Consider the following 15,239-nt stretch of genomic DNA (forward strand, 5'->3'; position numbering starts at 1 on the left):
GGTCCCCTGGGCGGGGACTCCTGCGAAGCATCGGCGGGTTCAGCCGAGTCGGACGGTTCAGCGGGCCAGGGTGAGCAGGTCCGTTCGGGTCGCCTCGTCGTCCAGGTAGGCGATGGCGGCCATCGGGGCCAGGGCTCGGCACCACTCGTGCAGCCGGTCGGGGTCCAGGGCGGCCTCCTCGGCCACGGCGGTCGCGCGTTCGGCCACGCCCTCGTGGCCCGCGCCGGCCAGGGCGTAGTCCACGACGTCGAAGCACGGGTCGCCCACGCACGGCCGCGGGTCGATGGCCATCAGGAGGTCTCCGCCGCTCAGGACGTTGCCCAGGTGGAGATCACCGTGCAGCAGCACGTGCGGCTGGGTGTCGAGCAGTGCCCGGCAGCGGTCCAGGGCCCGGGTCCACGTCTGCTGCGGGATGTGGGCGGCCACCGCGGGGTCGGCCAGGCGGCGGCCGATGCGGGTGTAGGCCTCCTCGCAGCGGGCGCGCAGGGTCAGCCACCGCCGTCCCCCGGTCGGCGCGGTGTGCAGCGCGGCCACCAGGTCGGCCCACTCCCGCGGTGCCGGCGGGGCCGGCAGTTCGTCGGCCGGGGTCCCGGGTCGGACCTCCTCCATCAGCACCGTTCCGTCCGCCTCGGCCAGTACCGCCGGCACGCGGCCGGACGGGGCGAAGTGCCGCAGCACCGACGCCTGCTCGGCCAGGAACACCGGGTCCGGGCTCAGCTTCAGCACCAGCGGCGCGTCCCCCCGCGCGCACGCCACCACGACCGACGAAGCACCCGGCGGCATCACCTCGCCCAAGGTGAGGTCCCAGCGGGCGGCGGCCTCGGCCGCCTGCTCCGGCACGCGCGCGCACCACTCGGCCACCGAAGGGCCGAACCTCAGGGTCAACCGCTCGGTGATCTCCTCGACGTCCACCCGTGCCACGGTAGGGGCGGGCACAACCGGATCAACGCCCGTAGGCGACGCCCGGGGTGGGCGCCGCCTACGGTGTGCAGAGCTGTTCAGTTGTCGTGCCGGTCAGCCTGTGGTCACAGCGCCGGGTAGGCGTTGGCCATGAGCTGCTGGAACTGGGCCGAGAACCAGTGGCCCGAGAGCGGCGCGTCGGCGAGAGCACCCGACGGGTTGTTGCCGTTGCGGATGTTGCCACCGTAGGTCGGGTCGCACATCCGGTCGAGGCGCTTGCCCTCGTCGTTCGGGATCTCGCTGGACGCACCGTCGGACTCGCCCGGCGGCTTGATCCAGACGTAGGCGTCGATGCTCGGCTTCGGCGCGGCCTTGGGCCGCTCGCCCAGACCGGCGCCGGCCTGGTTGCACCAGTTGCCCTTCTGGTAGCGGCGGTCGATGCGCGACTCGTTCACGTAGGCGTCCGCGGTGGTCGCGGTCGACTTCGCGGTGGGCCGGTTCGGGCCGCCCCAACCGTTGCGCGAGGTGTCGATCAGCATGCCGATGCTGCTGTCGAAGCCCTGCTTGACGAGCTCGGCGCGCATCGCCGTGGCGAAGCCCAGCTCACCGTTGAAGTCGTTCCAGTCGACCCACTTGGCGTTCTCCTTCACCGGGCGACCGCCGACCAGGTCGTCGACCGTCCAGTACGGCTCCTCCAGCGCGGAGTAGTTCGCCGTGTTGGTGGCGAAGCCGTGGACCTTCTCCTTGGTGGCGCCGTTCTTGCCCAGGATCGCCGCGAACTGCTTCGCCGAAGCGTAGAAGTTGTCGTACTCGGGAACCGTGTCGCCCCACCCGATCCAGCCGTGGTGGCCGGAGTCGAGGTAGTTGTAGACGTTCGGGATGTCACCCAGCTTGCCGACGGCGTACGAGACGCCCTCGACGTAGTTGCCGTTCGCCTTCATCGTGTCGCAGGCCGGCACGGCCGTGGCACGCGGGGACACGTTGGTGACGAGGTTCGGCAGCGAGTCGATCTCGATGACCGCGACGATGCGCAGCTTCGAGTACTTCGGGTTGCTGACGATGCTCGTGATCTTGTCGATGTACTCGGTCTTGTAGCGACCGATCTCTGTCGGGCCCAGCTCACCGGCGGAGGCCAGCGCGGCGCAGTCGCGACCGGGCAGGTTGTAGACGACGAACTGGAAGACCAGCTCGCCGTCCGAACGCGCGGCGCGCTGCTTCTCGGCCTCGTCGAGGTGGGCGGCCAGGCCCATGCTGCCGGTCGTGGGCGAGCCGTTGCCCTCGATCGCGCTGGTCCGGTCCAGCCACACCGCGGTGGGCTGGTTCGCGATCCGCGAGCCACCCGCCTCGGCGGCGGCGCGAGCCGACCACTGCGGGTTGACGTACACGCCCGCGCCCACGTACGGGTTGTCCACCCTCGGACCGCCCGGGTTGTTGCCCGTGGTGGTGGTCGTGGTCGTGGTGCTGGTCGTCGTGCTCGTGGTCGTGCTGGTGGTGGTGGTGGTCGTCGTCGTCGTGTCGATCGACCCCGTGCACACCGTGCCGTTCAGCCGGAACTGCGTGGGCACCGGGTTGGACCCGGTCCACGAGCCGTTGAAGCCGGGCGTCACCGACGCGCCGGTGCCGAGGTTGCCGGCCCAAGAGGGGTTGCGGACCGTCACGCGCGTCCCGGACTGGGAGAACGTGCCGTTCCAACCCTGCTGGACCCGCTGGCCGGCGGCGAAGTCCCACTCCAGCGTCCAACCGCCGGAAATGGCGTCACCCAGGTTGGTGACCGTGACGTTGGCGCCGAATCCGCCTTGCCACTGGTTCGTGATCTGGTACGCCACCCGACAACCGGGTGCGGCGTTGGCGGTGGCGGTCGAAGCCACCACCCCGGCAACGGACAGTGCCGCCACCGAGGTCACCGCCAATGCCCCGGTCAGTTTCCGGGAGCGTACGAATGTGCGCAGACTCATGCATCGCCTCCTTGCGAGCAACCCGCCATCTGGGAGCGCTCCCAGCGATTCGCCGAATCGGGATTCGACGCGAGACCGAAACAGCTTCCTGGGAGCGCTCCCAGACGTACCGTAACGCACGACACCTCGTGTTGACGAGGGGTTGACCTGGACATAATCCGTCGCTATACCCGGGCACGTACCCTGTCGCAGGCCTGTTGAGCTGGCCTTATGGCGCTTCGACCGCCGTCAGGATTCGCCGCGCACGTTCGGCCGGAATCGATTCGGAGCGCGAATGGCCGTCACCCGGATCACCTGTTCGGCCGATAGTCGGCGAGGTTCGGGAGTACGTTCGCCGTCGAATATTCGATTCACCGTGCCACGATCGGACATTCATCCATTTCGATGGTCACCGAATAGCTGTCGAATATTCGACGACGACTGCCGCCTAATGGCGGCCGGCACCCTGATCCGAAAGGACCCGGACGGCTTCGTCCACGGCGGCGAGCCGGGCCAGCCGCACGGCCTCGGACAACGGCCGCAGCGCCTCGTCCCGCGCCCTCGTCGCGGTCGCGGACACGGCTCCGCCCGGCGCGTCCGACGCCGCCACGGTGAGGATCGCGGCGACCTCGGAGGCGCGCTGGAGCACGCGCAGGGCGCGGGGCGGCATCCCGGCGGGCCACTCCAGCGCCGTGTGCTCCGCGGACAGCGCGGCGATCTCGGCCCGCACGTTCGGGCGGTGCCGCGCCACGTCCAGCGTCACCAGCGCGGTGGCCGCCTCGCGCATCGCCGACGCCAGCCCGTGCTCGGCCTCGCCGATCGGCACGTGCTCGCCGGTCGGCGCGCCGGGCAGGTCGAACACCGTCCACCGCACGACACCGTCGGCCACCAGCTTCGGCACCAGCCCCACGCCGACCTCGGGCAGCACGGCGGCCTCGCCCGCGCGCAACGCGGACTTCCCGAGCGGACCGTTGGCGCCGAGCCCGCGCACGTCACCGGGCACGGGGATGACCAGCCGGGCCGTGGTCGCGGACGCGCGGCGCAACGACGCCAGCAGCAGCGCGGGGCCCACCGGGGCCTCGTCGGGGCCGGGCAGGTCCAGCGCCGTCGCGGTGCCGTCGTCGTCGGCCACCACTTCGTGCAGACCGGCCCAGAACCCCAAGGCGTCGAGGACGTCGTCGGCCGCGGCCGCACCATGCAGCCAGGCTGACGTCCAGACGACCAGCGTCGCACTCGCACAAGACACGCCTACCGAGGGTACGCGGGCCCTGCGCCGGCTCAGGCCGCCGGGCCGACGTGTTCCACCAGCAGGGAGCGGAACTTCTCGACCGCCTCGGCGTCGGCGAACGCGCGGTGCGGCACGGCGTACACGGCGGTCGTGCCGGTCCGCAGCACGAACCCCCGCGCCGTCTCCACCCAGCCGGGCAGTTCGGCCCAGCTCAGCTCGCTGCGCGCGGCCTCGCCGACGGACATCCGCAACGAGTGCGCGTCCGCCGTGCCGGTCACCGCCTTGGCCGCCAGCGGGTGGTTGTGAAAGTTCACCGCGGTGCCCACCGGGACGAGTGCGATGATGATCACAGCGAGCACGAGCCCGAACACGCCCGCCCACGTCATGCCCATCACCAGCACGACGACGCCCAGCACGGCGAGCACCGCGGCGAACCACGGCGCCCACCGGTACAGCGGCACGGAGGTGCGCAGCGCGTCACGCCAGTCGGCGGGCCGCGGCGACCAGCTGAAGTCCACGCTCACCGGCCCGCTCCCGGCCGTTTCACGGGCTCGCAGCACCGCGTGGCGCAGAACGCGCCGTCGACCGTGCAGCCCAGCGCCGGGAACTCCGAGAGCTTGCGGGCCGGGGCGTCCGCCACGTGCTCGGCGACGAGTTCCGCCACCAGTTCGGCGAACCGGGGGTCGTCGTTGGGCGTGGCGGCGCGGGCGAAGCCCATGCCCAGCTCCTGCGCCCGCTCACGGGCCTCGGTGTCGAGGTCCCACACCACTTCCAGGTGATCGCTGACGAACCCGATCGGGCACACCACCACGTTGCGCACGCCCTTGTCGTAGAGGGTGTCCAGGTGGTCCACGATGTCCGGTTCCAGCCACGGGACCTGCGGCGGGCCGGACCGGGACTGCCACACCACGTCGTGGTCGGCCGCCCCCACGGCCTCGGCGACCAGGCGTGACGCCTCGGCGACCTGCCTGGAGTAGAGGTGGCCGCCGTCCTCGGGCGGTCCGGCGGCCTTGTCGGCCGACACCGGCACCGAGTGCGCGGTGAACACCACCCGGTAGTCGTCACCGGGCAGCTGGGCCGCGGCGGCGCGCACGGCGTCCGCGAACGACGCCACGAACAGCGGGTGGTCGAAGAACTGGCGCAGCTTGACCAGCTCGGGCGCGTCCTCGACCGCCGCCCGCGCGCGCAGGATGTCCTCGTCGTACTGCCGGCACGCCGAGTAGCCGCCGTAGGCGCTGGTCGGGAAGACGAGGGCGCGGCGGACGCCGGCGGCCTTCATCTCGGCCAGCGTGTCCTCGACCATCGGGTGCCAGTTGCGGTTGCCGAAGTAGATCGGCAGGTCGACCAGGCCGCGCACGGCCTCGATCGCGGCGCGGTTGAGCGCGTTGATCGGCGACACGCCGCCGAAGTGCTGGTAGTGCTGCTCGACCTCGTCCAACCGCTCGGGCGGCACGCCCCGGCCCCGGGTCACGTTCTCGAGGAAGGGGCGGACGTCGTCGGGTCCTTCCGGTCCGCCGAAGGACAGCCAGAGCAGCGCGTCGTAACTCACCCCGACATCCTCGCGCCGCCGCCCGGCGGCCGCACAACCGGGTCGGCGTGATCGAACGCACGCCGACCCGGTGGTGCGCTAGAGCCCCAGGAAGTGCACGCCGCCGTCGACGAACACCATCGAGCCGGTGGTGGCCGGGAACCAGTCCGACAGCAGCCCGCACACCGACTTGGCGACCGGCTCCGGGTCGTCCACGTTCCAGCCCAGCGGGGCCTTCTCGCCCCACATGGCCTCCAGGGCCGGGAAGCCGGGGATCGACTTGGCGGCCATGGTGCGCACGGGGCCCGCCGAGACCAGGTTGATCCGGATGCCCTTCGGGCCGAGCTCGCGGGCCAGGTAGCGGTTGATCGACTCGAACGCCGCCTTCGTCGGGCCCATCCAGTTGTAGGCGGGCCACACCTGGCGGGCGTCGAAGTCGAGGCCGACCACCGACGCGCCGCTGCCCAGCAGCGGCAGGGTGGCGGTCACCAGCGACTTGTAGGAGTACGCCGAGACGTGCATGGCCGTGGCCACGTCCTCCCAGGGCGCGTCCATGAAGGGCGCGCCCAGGCACGACGGCGGGGCGTAGCCGATCGCGTGCACCACGCCGTCCAGGCCGTCCACGTGCTCGCGCAGCCGGTCCGCCAACGTGTCCAGGTGCTCCTGGTTCTGCACGTCGAGCTCGACCACCGGCGCGGCCTGCGGCAGGCGCTTGGCGATCCGCTCCACGAGGCTCATCCGGCCGAAGCCGGTGAGCACGACCTGGGCGCCCTGCTCCTGGGCGACCTTGGCCACGTGGAAGGCGATCGACGCGTCCGTGATCACACCGGTGATCAGCAGCCGCTTGCCTTCGAGCAGTCCCGTCACTGAAACCCGTCCTCCGAGGTGTTGTGCTTGGTAGTGGTGCCCGCCCAGTGGTTCGGCGGCACAGTGGGTCGGCGGTTCAGTGGCCCATGCCGAGGCCGCCGTCGACCGGCAGCACCGCGCCGGTGATGTAGGCGGCGGCGTCGGAGGCCAGGAAGGTGACGGCGGCGGCGATCTCGTCGGTCGTGCCGTAGCGGCCCGACGGCACCTGGGCGAGGATCTGCTTCTTGCGGTCCTCCGGCAGCGCGTCGGTCATGTCCGTGGTGATGAAGCCGGGCGCGACGACGTTCGCGGTGATGTTGCGCGTGCCGAGCTCGCGGGCGATCGACCGGGCGACGCCCACCAGGCCCGCCTTGCTGGCCGCGTAGTTGACCTGGCCCGCGCCGCCCGCGAGGCCGACCACGGACGAGATGAACACGATGCGGCCGTAGCGCTTGCGCAGCATGCCCTTGGACGCGCGCTGCGCGACCCGGAACGCGCCGGTCAGGTTGGCGTCGAGGACGCGGGTGAACTGCTCGTCGGTCATCCGCAGCAGGAGGGTGTCGTCGGTGATGCCCGCGTTGGCCACGACCACCTCGACCGGCCCGTGCGCGGCCTCGACCTCGGCGAACGCCGCGTCCACCTCGGTGGAGCTGGTCACGTCGCACTTGACGCCGAGCAGGCCCTCGGGCGCGCCGGAGCCGCGGTGGGTCACCGCGACCTTGTCGCCCTGCGCCGCGAACGCCCGCGCGATCGCCAGACCGATGCCCCGGTTGCCCCCGGTGACCAGAACCGACCTCGACACGCTTGCTCCCATCGCTGCTGGTTGATGCGGGGCGAGGCTATCCCCTACCCCTAAGTACGCCACCATTGGCCGGGGGTGGATCACAATCGGGCGGTGACCGGTTTCGTCGAACACCTCCGGGTCGCGGTGGACGGCGACGTGCTCGCCGACCCCGGCGACCGCGCGCTGTACTCCGTCGACGCGTCCAACTACCGCCACGTGCCGCTGGTCGTCGTGCGACCCCGGTCGGTGGACGGGGTGGTGGCGGCGGTCGGGGTGGCGGTCGAGCACGGCGTGCCGATCACGAACCGTGGCGCCGGCACGTCGATCGCGGGCAACTCGGCGGGCGCCGGCCTGGTGATCGACTTCTCCCGGTACCTCGACCGGGTGATCTCGGTGGACCCGGTCGAGCGGGTCGCGGTGGTGCAGCCCGGCGTGGTGCTGGACCGGCTCAACGACGCCGCCCGGCCGCACGGGCTGGTGTTCGGGCCCGACCCGTCCACCCACTCGCGCTGCACGCTCGGCGGCATGATCGGCAACGACGCGTGCGGCGCGCACTCCGTGGCGTGGGGCAAGACCAGCGACAACGTGCGCGCCCTCGACGTGCTGCTGGCCGACGGCCGCCGGTTCGACACCCGCACTCCCCCGCCGCTCGACCTGCCCGAGGTGGACCCGGCGTGGTTCCCCGCGCTGGACCGCCGGGTGTCCGGCTACCGGCTGGACGCGTTGCCGGACCTGACCAGGGCGCTGGTCGGCTCGGAGGGCACGTGCGCGACCGTGCTCGGCGCGACGGTCCGGCTGGTGCAGGCCCCGCCGCGCCGGGTGCTGGCCGTGCTCGGCTTCGACGGTCCCTACGACGCCGCCGATTTGGCCCCGCAGCTGCGCGAGCTGGACGTGCTCACCATCGAGGGCCTCAACGCCGAGCTGGCGCGGGCGGCCGGCGAGTCCCGGCGGCTGCTGCCGCGCGGCGAGAGCTGGCTGTTCGTCGAGACGGCGGAGGACGCGGTCGCGCACCGGGCCGCCGCGCTCGCGCCGCACTCGGTGGTGGTGACCGATCCGGCACGGCAGCGCGCGCTGTGGCGGGTGAGGGAGGACGGCGCGGGGCTGGCGACGCGGATGGCCGACGGCGGCGAGGCGTGGTCGGGGTGGGAGGACGCGGCCGTGCCGCCCGAGCGGCTGGGCGCCTACCTGCGGGAGTTCGACGCGTTGCTGGCCGGGCACGGCAGGCGCGGCGTCACTTACGGGCACTACGGCGAGGGCTGCCTGCACGTGCGGATCGACTTCGACTTCCGGCGCGGGCACCGGTCGTTCCTGGAGGACGCGGCGGACCTGGTGGTGGCGCACGGCGGGTCGTTGTCCGGCGAGCACGGCGACGGGCAGGCCCGTTCGGAGCTGCTGCCCCGGATGTACCCGCCGGCCGCGATCGAGGCGTTCGGGCGGTTCAAGGCGGCGTTCGACCCGGACAACCGGATGAACCCGGGCCGGATCGTGGCGCCCGCGAAGCTGGACGAGGACCTGCGGGTGCTGGTCGCGCCACCGGTGATCCCGACCAGGGCGAAGCTCGCGCTGCCCGCCGACGGCGGTGACCTGGCGGCGGCGACGCGGCGGTGCGTCGGCGTGGGCAAGTGCCTGAACACCTCCGGCGGGGTGATGTGCCCGAGCTACCGGGTGACGAAGGAGGAGAAGCACTCCACGCGCGGGCGGGCGCGGCTGTTGTTCGAGATGCTCGGCGGCCAGGTGGTGCGCGGCGGGTGGCGGTCCGAGGAGGTCCGCGACGCGCTGGACCTGTGCCTGGGCTGCAAGGGGTGCAAGCGGGACTGCCCGGTGGACGTGGACATGGCCACCTACAAGGCGGAGTTCCTGCACCACCACTACCGGGGACGGGTGCGGCCCGCGGCGCACTACTCGATGGGCTGGTTGCCGCTGTGGCTGCGGTTGCGGCTGGTGAACGGGCTCACCGCGCGGCTGGGGAGGTTCGGCGGCGTGGCGCCGGAACGGCCGCTGCCGACGCCGGTGCGGTCGTTCCAGTCGCGGTTCGCCGGTGGTGGCGGTGGTGATCGGGTGCTGCTGTTCCCGGACACGTTCACCAACCACTTCGAGCCGGGGATCGGGTTCGACGCGGCGGCGGTGCTCGGGCACGCGGGTCAGGCGGTCGAGGTGCCGCGGGGCGCGGTGTGCTGCGGGTTGACGTGGTTCTCCACCGGCCAGGTGGGCGTGGCTCGGCGGGTGGTGCGGCGGACGGCCCGCGTGCTGCGGCCGTGGACGCGCGACGGCGTGCCGGTGGTGGGGCTGGAGCCGAGCTGCACGGCGTTCCTGCGGTCCGACGCGCTGGAGGTGGCGGGCGACGACCCGGACGTGGTGCGGCTGGCGGAGTCGGTGCGCACGTTCGCCGAGCACGTGTCGCCGCTGCTGGAGCCGGTGGCGGGCGACGGCGTGCGGGCGGTCGTGCAGCCGCACTGCCACCAGTACGCGGAGCTGGGCCTGGACGCGGACCGGGAGCTGCTGGCCAGGACCGGGGTGAGCGCGTCGGTGCTGGAGGGGTGCTGCGGGCTGGCAGGCAACTTCGGCTTCGAGCGCGGGCACTACGACGTGTCGATGGCGGTGGGCGAGCAGACCCTGTTCCCGGCCGTGCGGGCCGCCGACGCGGGCACCGCGGTCGTGGCGGACGGCTTCAGCTGCCGCACGCAGGTCCGGCACGGGTCGGACGCCGAACCCGTGCACACGGCCACCCTGCTCCGGCGGCGGCTGGGGATCTGACCCGCTCGGTGGTCACGGTCGCGGCCCGGGGTGGATGCCGGTCAGCGCCAGGGTGAGCAGGCGGTCGGCTTCGCCGGGCTCGCCCTCCGCGGCCAGCGCGACGGCGTTGGCCAGCTTGAGCAGGTCCACGATCGGCACGTCGGCGCGCACGTCGCCCGCGCGGCGGGCCGCCGCCAGCAGTCCGTCACCGGCCGCGGTGATCATCGCGTGGCACGTGCGGCCGAGGGACGGGTCCGCGCCGCGCAGCAGTGACGCGGCCAGGCCCCGGTTCGCCGCCGCGTGCCCGCCGACCGCGCGCAGCCAGGCCACCAGGGCGGGTCCGGGGGCCAGGTCGGCGGCCAGGGCGCGGGCCTGGTCGCACAACGCCTCGACCCGGTCGGTGAACACCGCTTCCAGCAGCGCCTGACGGGTCGGGAAGTGCCGGTGCAGGGTGGCCGACCCGACCTCCGCCCGACGGGCGATCTCCTCCAGCGACGCGTCCGCGCCCTGCTCGGCGATCGCGACCCCGGCGACCTCGACGATCCGCTCCCGGTTCCGGCGCGCGTCGGCCCGCATCGGACGGCTCCTCCCGAAAGGCACTGGACCAAGTGGGGTGGTCCTCCATATCGTACCGGGCAGCAAACGGGGGCCCACCCCGGTTACGGAGGAGAACTGTGGACAGGACGATCGCGGTGGTCGGCGCGACCGGCACGCAGGGCCGTGCGGTGACGGCACGGCTGCTGGCGGACGGGTGGCGCGTCCGCGCGCTGACCCGCGACCCGGCGAGGGCCGGGCGGTCGCCGGCGCCGCTGGTGCGCGCCGACATGGAGGACGTGGACTCGCTGGTCGCCGCGATGGACGGCGCGCACGGGGTGTTCAGCGTGCAGCCGACGGTCGGCTCGCCCGGCACCCCGCCGGGGTTCGGCGCCGACGACGAGGTCCGCTGGGGCGTCAACGTCGCCGAAGCCGCCCGGAAAGCCGGTGTCGGGCACTTCGTGTTCAGCTCGGTGGCCGGCGCGGGCCGCCACGCCACCGAGGTGCTGCCGGTCAACGTCGTCAGCAAGCACCGGATCGAACGGCACGTCGCCGCCCTCGGCCTGCCCGCCACGGTCCTGCGCCCGGTGTCGTTCATGGAGAACTTCACCGGCGGTTACGCCCTGCGGGGCGGCACGGTGTCCACCGGCCTCGCGCCGCACGTGCCGCAGCAGCTCATCGCGGTGGACGACGTGGCCGCGTTCGTCGCGACGGCGTTCGCCGAGCCGCACGAGTGGATCGGCCGCGCGCAGGACCTGGCCGGGGACGAGGTCACGCCGGTCGGGATCGCCGCCGCGATCTCGGCGGCCACCGGGCGCGAGCTGCCCTACGAGCAGGTCCCGATCGAGGCCGTCAGGCGGATCGGCGAGGACTTCGCGCACGCCAACGAGTGGCTGAACGAGCGCGGCTACCGAGCCGACGTCGCGGCCACCCGCAGGCTGCGCCCCGGGCTGCTCGACCTGCGCGCCTGGCTGGCCGCCACCGGCGCCGCGCTGATCACGGCGTTCCTGGACGGTCGGCCGCCGCGGTGAGCCGCGCCGGGCGGTCGTCAGCTCCGCGCCCGGGTGGCGACCCAGTACTCGACGAACAGGCCGTCCCGGACCCGCAGGATGTCGTTGCCGAGGAAGCTCGCCTGGCCGTCCGCGGTCCGGCCCCGGCCGGTCCAGCGGGCCGCGACGAGGTCGCCTTCGACTATGGGGCCGACGTCGAGGGTGAAGGACAGGTCGGTGAACATCGCGTGGGTCTCGCCGACGACGGCGGCGAGCTCGGCGGGTCCGGTCACGTCGCGGTCGGGCCAGTGCCCGACGAAGTCCGCGCCGACCAGCCGCTCGGCGGCCTCGGGGCCGCCGTTCCACAGCTCGTCGAGCCACCGCCGGTACAGGTCGTGGGCTGGGGTCGAGGCCATGCCCGAGGGGTGACCCGGGACCGACCCGCCAAACCGCCCGGACGTCACGTGAGGGCGGAGGCCGGGCGGGGTGGGCAGGCGGTCGGCTTCGGCCGGGGTGAGCGGCGGCCGGGTGAGCGGCGGCCGGGTGAGCGGCGGCCGGGTGAGCGGCGGCCGGGTGAGCGGCGGCCGGGTGAGCGGCGGCCGGGTGAGCGGGCGGCCGAGGGCGGACCTGATCACCGCGTTCGGTGCACGCGGTCGGTCACGGAGGTGAACCGAACCTAAAGAAATGCTCAAGTCCACTTTCTCCGGACTCACCGCATCCGGTCAACTACCCGCTCATGACCACAAGTCCACCCTTGCCACCGCCGCCTACCGTCCTCGCCGCCGAGGGCGGCACGCTGTCCACGGTCGAGGAGGTGATCAACAACGCCTTCACGCCGGTCTCGGAGGCCGTCTCGGGCTTCATCTTCGCCGAGGTCACGGTCTTCGGCGTGACGTTCCCGTGGATCGTCGGCTGGCTGGTGCTCGCCGCCGCGATCTTCACCACGTACTTCGGCGTCATCCAGCTGCGCGGTTTCGGCACCGCGCTGCGGATCGTGCGCGGCAAGCACAGCAAGCCGGACGACCCCGGCGAGATCAGCCACTTCCAGGCGCTCAGCTCGGCCGTGTCGGGCACCGTCGGCCTGGGCAACATCGCCGGTGTCGGCGTCGCGGTGACCATCGGCGGCGCGGGCGCGACGTTCTGGATGATCGTGTGCGGCCTGCTCGGCATGTGCACGAAGTTCGTCGAGTGCACGCTGGGCGTGAAGTACAGGGACGTGCACGCGGACGGCTCGGTGTCCGGCGGTCCCATGCACTACCTGCGCAAGGGCCTGGCGGAGCGCTTCCCCAACGCGGCCGGGCGCGGTGTCGGCCGGGTGCTCGCCGCCGGCGCCGCGATCATGATCCTGTTCTTCGGGATCGCGGGCGGCAACATGTTCCAGGCCAACCAGACGTTCGCGCAGCTCCGCTCGGTGACCGGCGGCGCGGACGGCTTCCTCGGCGGCGACGGCGCGGCGCTCGTCTTCGGCATCGTCCTGGCGCTGGTCGTCGGCGCGGTCATCATCGGCGGCATCAAGTCCATCGGCCGCGTCACCGGCAAGCTGGTGCCCGCGATGGCGATCCTCTACGTCTCGGGCTGCCTCGTCGTCATCCTGCTGAACGTCACCACGATCCCGGACGCGATCGGCCAGATCGTCTCGGGCGCGTTCAGCGCCGACAGCGTCGCGGGAGGCGCTGTCGGCGCGTTGATCGTCGGGTTCCAGCGGGCCGCGTTCTCCAACGAGGCCGGCCTCGGCTCGGCGTCCATCGCGCACTCCGCGGTGAAGACCCGCCGCCCGGTGACCGAGGGCTACGTGGCGTTGCTCGAGCCGTTCATCGACACCGTGGTCATCTGCACGATGACCGCGTTGACCATCGTCGTGGCGCAGACCCAGTTCTGGAAGGACGCCCAGGCCACGGTCGCGGCGGGCGGACCGCGCCCGGACGGCGTCACGGTCACCTCGGAGTCCTTCGGCACCGTGCTGCCGTGGTTCCCGTACGTGCTGACGGTGGCCGTCGTCCTGTTCGCCGTGTCCACGATCATCACGTGGAGCTACTACGGCGAGAAGGCGTGGGTCTACCTGTTCGGCAAGAGCAAGGGCAGCGAGACCGCCTACCGGGTGATCTTCTGCGCGTTCATCGTGGTCGGCTCGGTGCTCACGCTGGGCAGCGTGCTGGACTTCGCCGACGCGGTGCTGTTCACGCTGGCGCTGTTCAACATCATCGGCCTGTACCTGCTCGCGCCGGTGGTCAAGCGGGAGCTGAAGGCGTTCCGCGCGTCGCTGGCCGCGGAACGCGCCGAAGAACGCGCTCGGGCGACGACCGAGACCAGGTGAACACCGGGTGGCGGTCCGCGGGGCGCGGGCCGCCACCCGTCACGTGGGCGGTCGGGTCTCCTCGGTGAGCCACGCCAGGTAGTCGGGGTTGCCGCCGAGCACGGGCAGGGCCAGCACCTCGGGCACGTCGTAGGTGTGCCGCGCCGTCACGAACTCGGTCAGCTCGTCCACCCGGTCGTAGGCGGTCTTGATCCAGAGCTGCCACTCGCGGTCGTCGTTGACCGCGCCCTCCCACCGGTAGACGCTGCGGACCGGGCCGCTGATCTGCACGCACGCCGCGAGCCGCGCCCCCACGATCGCCTTCGCCAACGCGCCGGCCGCGTCCTCGCTGTCGGTGGTGGTGATGACCACGACGTGGTTGTCGCTCATCCACCGGAGGGTAGCGGCGGCGGCACGTCGGCGACGCCCGACTTCCCGGGCGTCGCCGAGCCGATCGCGGACGGGCGGCCGTCAGCGGGTCGTGCTGGCCCGTTCGGTCAGCCTCGGGGGCAGTAACGTCAGCGGCGGGGTCGGTGTCCGGTCCAGCTTGGCCATCAGCAGCGCCACCGCGTGGTGGCCCAACTGCTCGGCGGGCACGGCCACCGAGGTCAGCGCCGGTGTCAGCCGTTCGGCCTGGTCGTCCGGGCAGATCGCGATCACGGCGATGTCGTCGGGCACCTTGCGGCCCAGCGACCGCAGCACCTCGACCACCGACGGCAACGCGGCCTCGTTGTGCACCACCAGGCCCGTCACCGCGGGGTGGCGCTCCAGCAGGCCGGTGATGGCCGCGCGCACCGACTCGTGGTCGGTCTCCGTGGGCAGCGTGGTCGAGGAGACGCCGCGCCGCATCGCCGCCGCGCTGAACCCGGCCATGGTCCGGTGCGCGAAACCGGTGTCGCGCTGGTAGACCGCGCGCGGCGCGCCGACCAGCGCCACGTAGGTGTGCCCGAGGTCGGCCAGGTGGTCCACGCACCGCGAACCCGCCTCGGCGAAGTCCAGGTCCACGCACGTCAACCCGGCCGCGTCGGCGGGGAAGCCGATCAGCACCGACGGCCGGTCCAGGTCCCGCAGCACGGGCACGCGCTCGTCGTGCATCTCCACGTCCATCACGAGCAGCCCGTCGACCTGGGCGCTGCCCGCCACCCGGCGCAGGCCCGCCGCGCCCTGGTCCGCGGTCACCAGCAGCACGTCGTGGTCGTGCCGGCGGGCCGCGTTGGCGACCGCGACGACGAACTGCATCAGCACCGGCATGTGCATGCCCTCGCGCATCGGCAGCACGAGCGCGAGCACGTTGGCGCGGTTGCTGGCCAGCGACCTGGCGCCCGCGTGCGGGTGGTAGCCCAGCGCCCGCACGCTCGCCTCGACCCTCGCCTTGGTGGCCGTGGAGATCGAGCGGCGGCCGGTGAGCACGTAGGACACGGTGCTGGGCGCGACCCCGGCGTGCCGCGCGACGTCGGCGATGGTGACCAC

14 protein-coding genes are annotated in these 15,239 nt (G+C 72.8%); 3 read left to right on the forward strand and 11 right to left on the reverse strand.

The genetic code is table 11. The features are described 5' to 3' along the window. Positions 1–57: 57 nt before the first annotated feature. The 7 genes from ABTZ99_RS20695 to fabG all read right to left on the reverse strand — a co-directional run bounded on the left by ABTZ99_RS20695 (position 58) and on the right by fabG (position 7,238). The gene (locus tag ABTZ99_RS20695) at positions 58–912 is read right to left on the reverse strand and encodes a phosphotransferase (RefSeq protein ID WP_499613040.1); all 855 of its coding nucleotides are present in this window, start codon (positions 910–912) and stop codon (positions 58–60) included. 113 nt (positions 913–1,025) lie between these two features. Further along, on the reverse strand, positions 1,026–2,855 hold the full coding sequence (locus tag ABTZ99_RS20700; RefSeq protein WP_499613043.1) for a glycoside hydrolase family 6 protein: 1,830 nt from the start codon (positions 2,853–2,855) through the stop codon (positions 1,026–1,028). A gap of 427 nt (positions 2,856–3,282) precedes the next feature. Further along, positions 3,283–4,080 (reverse strand): Rv1486c family protein, encoded by a 798-nt coding sequence (locus ABTZ99_RS20705; RefSeq protein ID WP_498775760.1) that lies wholly within the window; start codon positions 4,078–4,080, stop codon positions 3,283–3,285. Between the two features lie 32 nt (positions 4,081–4,112). Further along, a complete protein-coding gene (locus tag ABTZ99_RS20710) occupies positions 4,113–4,586 on the reverse strand; it encodes a YcxB family protein (RefSeq protein ID WP_498775758.1) in 474 nt (157 codons plus the stop codon). Then, positions 4,583–5,611 (reverse strand): ferrochelatase, encoded by a 1,029-nt coding sequence (locus tag ABTZ99_RS20715; RefSeq protein WP_499613047.1) that lies wholly within the window; start codon positions 5,609–5,611, stop codon positions 4,583–4,585. Before ABTZ99_RS20715 ends, ABTZ99_RS20710 begins: the two co-directional genes overlap by 4 nt. Before the next feature lie 78 nt (positions 5,612–5,689). Next, positions 5,690–6,457, reverse strand: a complete 768-nt coding sequence (fabI, locus tag ABTZ99_RS20720; RefSeq protein WP_498775754.1) for an enoyl-ACP reductase FabI — start codon at positions 6,455–6,457, stop codon at positions 5,690–5,692. 76 nt (positions 6,458–6,533) lie between these two features. Next, entirely contained in the window at positions 6,534–7,238 is a 705-nt protein-coding gene (fabG, locus tag ABTZ99_RS20725; protein WP_498775752.1) for a 3-oxoacyl-ACP reductase FabG, read from the reverse strand. A gap of 93 nt (positions 7,239–7,331) precedes the next feature. On the opposite strand from fabG, the gene ABTZ99_RS20730 reads away from it, so the two are divergent. Beyond that, positions 7,332–9,974, forward strand: a complete 2,643-nt coding sequence (locus ABTZ99_RS20730) for an FAD-binding and (Fe-S)-binding domain-containing protein (RefSeq protein WP_499613050.1) — start codon at positions 7,332–7,334, stop codon at positions 9,972–9,974. A 12-nt stretch (positions 9,975–9,986) separates the two neighbouring features. On the opposite strand, the gene ABTZ99_RS20735 is transcribed toward ABTZ99_RS20730, so the two are convergent. Continuing rightward, positions 9,987–10,529, reverse strand: a complete 543-nt coding sequence (locus ABTZ99_RS20735) for a TetR/AcrR family transcriptional regulator (protein WP_499613053.1) — start codon at positions 10,527–10,529, stop codon at positions 9,987–9,989. Between the two features lie 98 nt (positions 10,530–10,627). Between ABTZ99_RS20735 and ABTZ99_RS20740 the strand changes: the two genes are divergently transcribed. Then, positions 10,628–11,518 (forward strand): NmrA/HSCARG family protein, encoded by an 891-nt coding sequence (locus ABTZ99_RS20740; protein ID WP_499613056.1) that lies wholly within the window; start codon positions 10,628–10,630, stop codon positions 11,516–11,518. A 17-nt stretch (positions 11,519–11,535) separates the two neighbouring features. Here ABTZ99_RS20740 and ABTZ99_RS20745 read toward each other — a convergent pair whose 3' ends face one another. After that, positions 11,536–11,892, reverse strand: a complete 357-nt coding sequence (locus ABTZ99_RS20745) for an ester cyclase (RefSeq protein ID WP_499613059.1) — start codon at positions 11,890–11,892, stop codon at positions 11,536–11,538. 320 nt (positions 11,893–12,212) lie between these two features. Here ABTZ99_RS20745 and ABTZ99_RS20750 point away from each other — a divergent pair, with 320 nt between their 5' ends. After that, positions 12,213–13,790, forward strand: coding sequence for an alanine/glycine:cation symporter family protein (locus tag ABTZ99_RS20750; RefSeq protein ID WP_498775742.1), 1,578 nt, complete (start codon positions 12,213–12,215; stop codon positions 13,788–13,790). A 39-nt stretch (positions 13,791–13,829) separates the two neighbouring features. Here the strand turns inward: ABTZ99_RS20750 and cutA are convergent, their stop codons facing one another. Beyond that, the gene (gene cutA, locus ABTZ99_RS20755) at positions 13,830–14,159 is read right to left on the reverse strand and encodes a divalent-cation tolerance protein CutA (protein ID WP_498775740.1); all 330 of its coding nucleotides are present in this window, start codon (positions 14,157–14,159) and stop codon (positions 13,830–13,832) included. Positions 14,160–14,240: 81 nt separating this feature from the next. Then, positions 14,241–15,239: a LacI family DNA-binding transcriptional regulator gene (locus ABTZ99_RS20760; protein WP_498775738.1), complete on the reverse strand. Its 999-nt coding sequence runs from the start codon at positions 15,237–15,239 to the stop codon at positions 14,241–14,243.

Source organism: Actinosynnema sp. NPDC002837, from assembly GCF_040295345.1.
Taxonomy (GTDB): domain Bacteria; phylum Actinomycetota; class Actinomycetes; order Mycobacteriales; family Pseudonocardiaceae; genus Actinosynnema.

What these genes read in the sequence shown, in the direction of transcription:
- ABTZ99_RS20750 (WP_498775742.1), top strand. Translation starts at nt 12,213, where the DNA reads ATGACCACAAGTCCACCCTTGCCACCGCCGCCTACCGTCCTCGCCGCC.
- ABTZ99_RS20735 (WP_499613053.1), bottom strand. Translation starts at nt 10,529, where the DNA reads ATGCGGGCCGACGCGCGCCGGAACCGGGAGCGGATCGTCGAGGTCGCC.
- ABTZ99_RS20745 (WP_499613059.1), bottom strand. Translation starts at nt 11,892, where the DNA reads ATGGCCTCGACCCCAGCCCACGACCTGTACCGGCGGTGGCTCGACGAG.
- cutA (WP_498775740.1), bottom strand. Translation starts at nt 14,159, where the DNA reads ATGAGCGACAACCACGTCGTGGTCATCACCACCACCGACAGCGAGGAC.
- ABTZ99_RS20700 (WP_499613043.1), bottom strand. Translation starts at nt 2,855, where the DNA reads ATGAGTCTGCGCACATTCGTACGCTCCCGGAAACTGACCGGGGCATTG.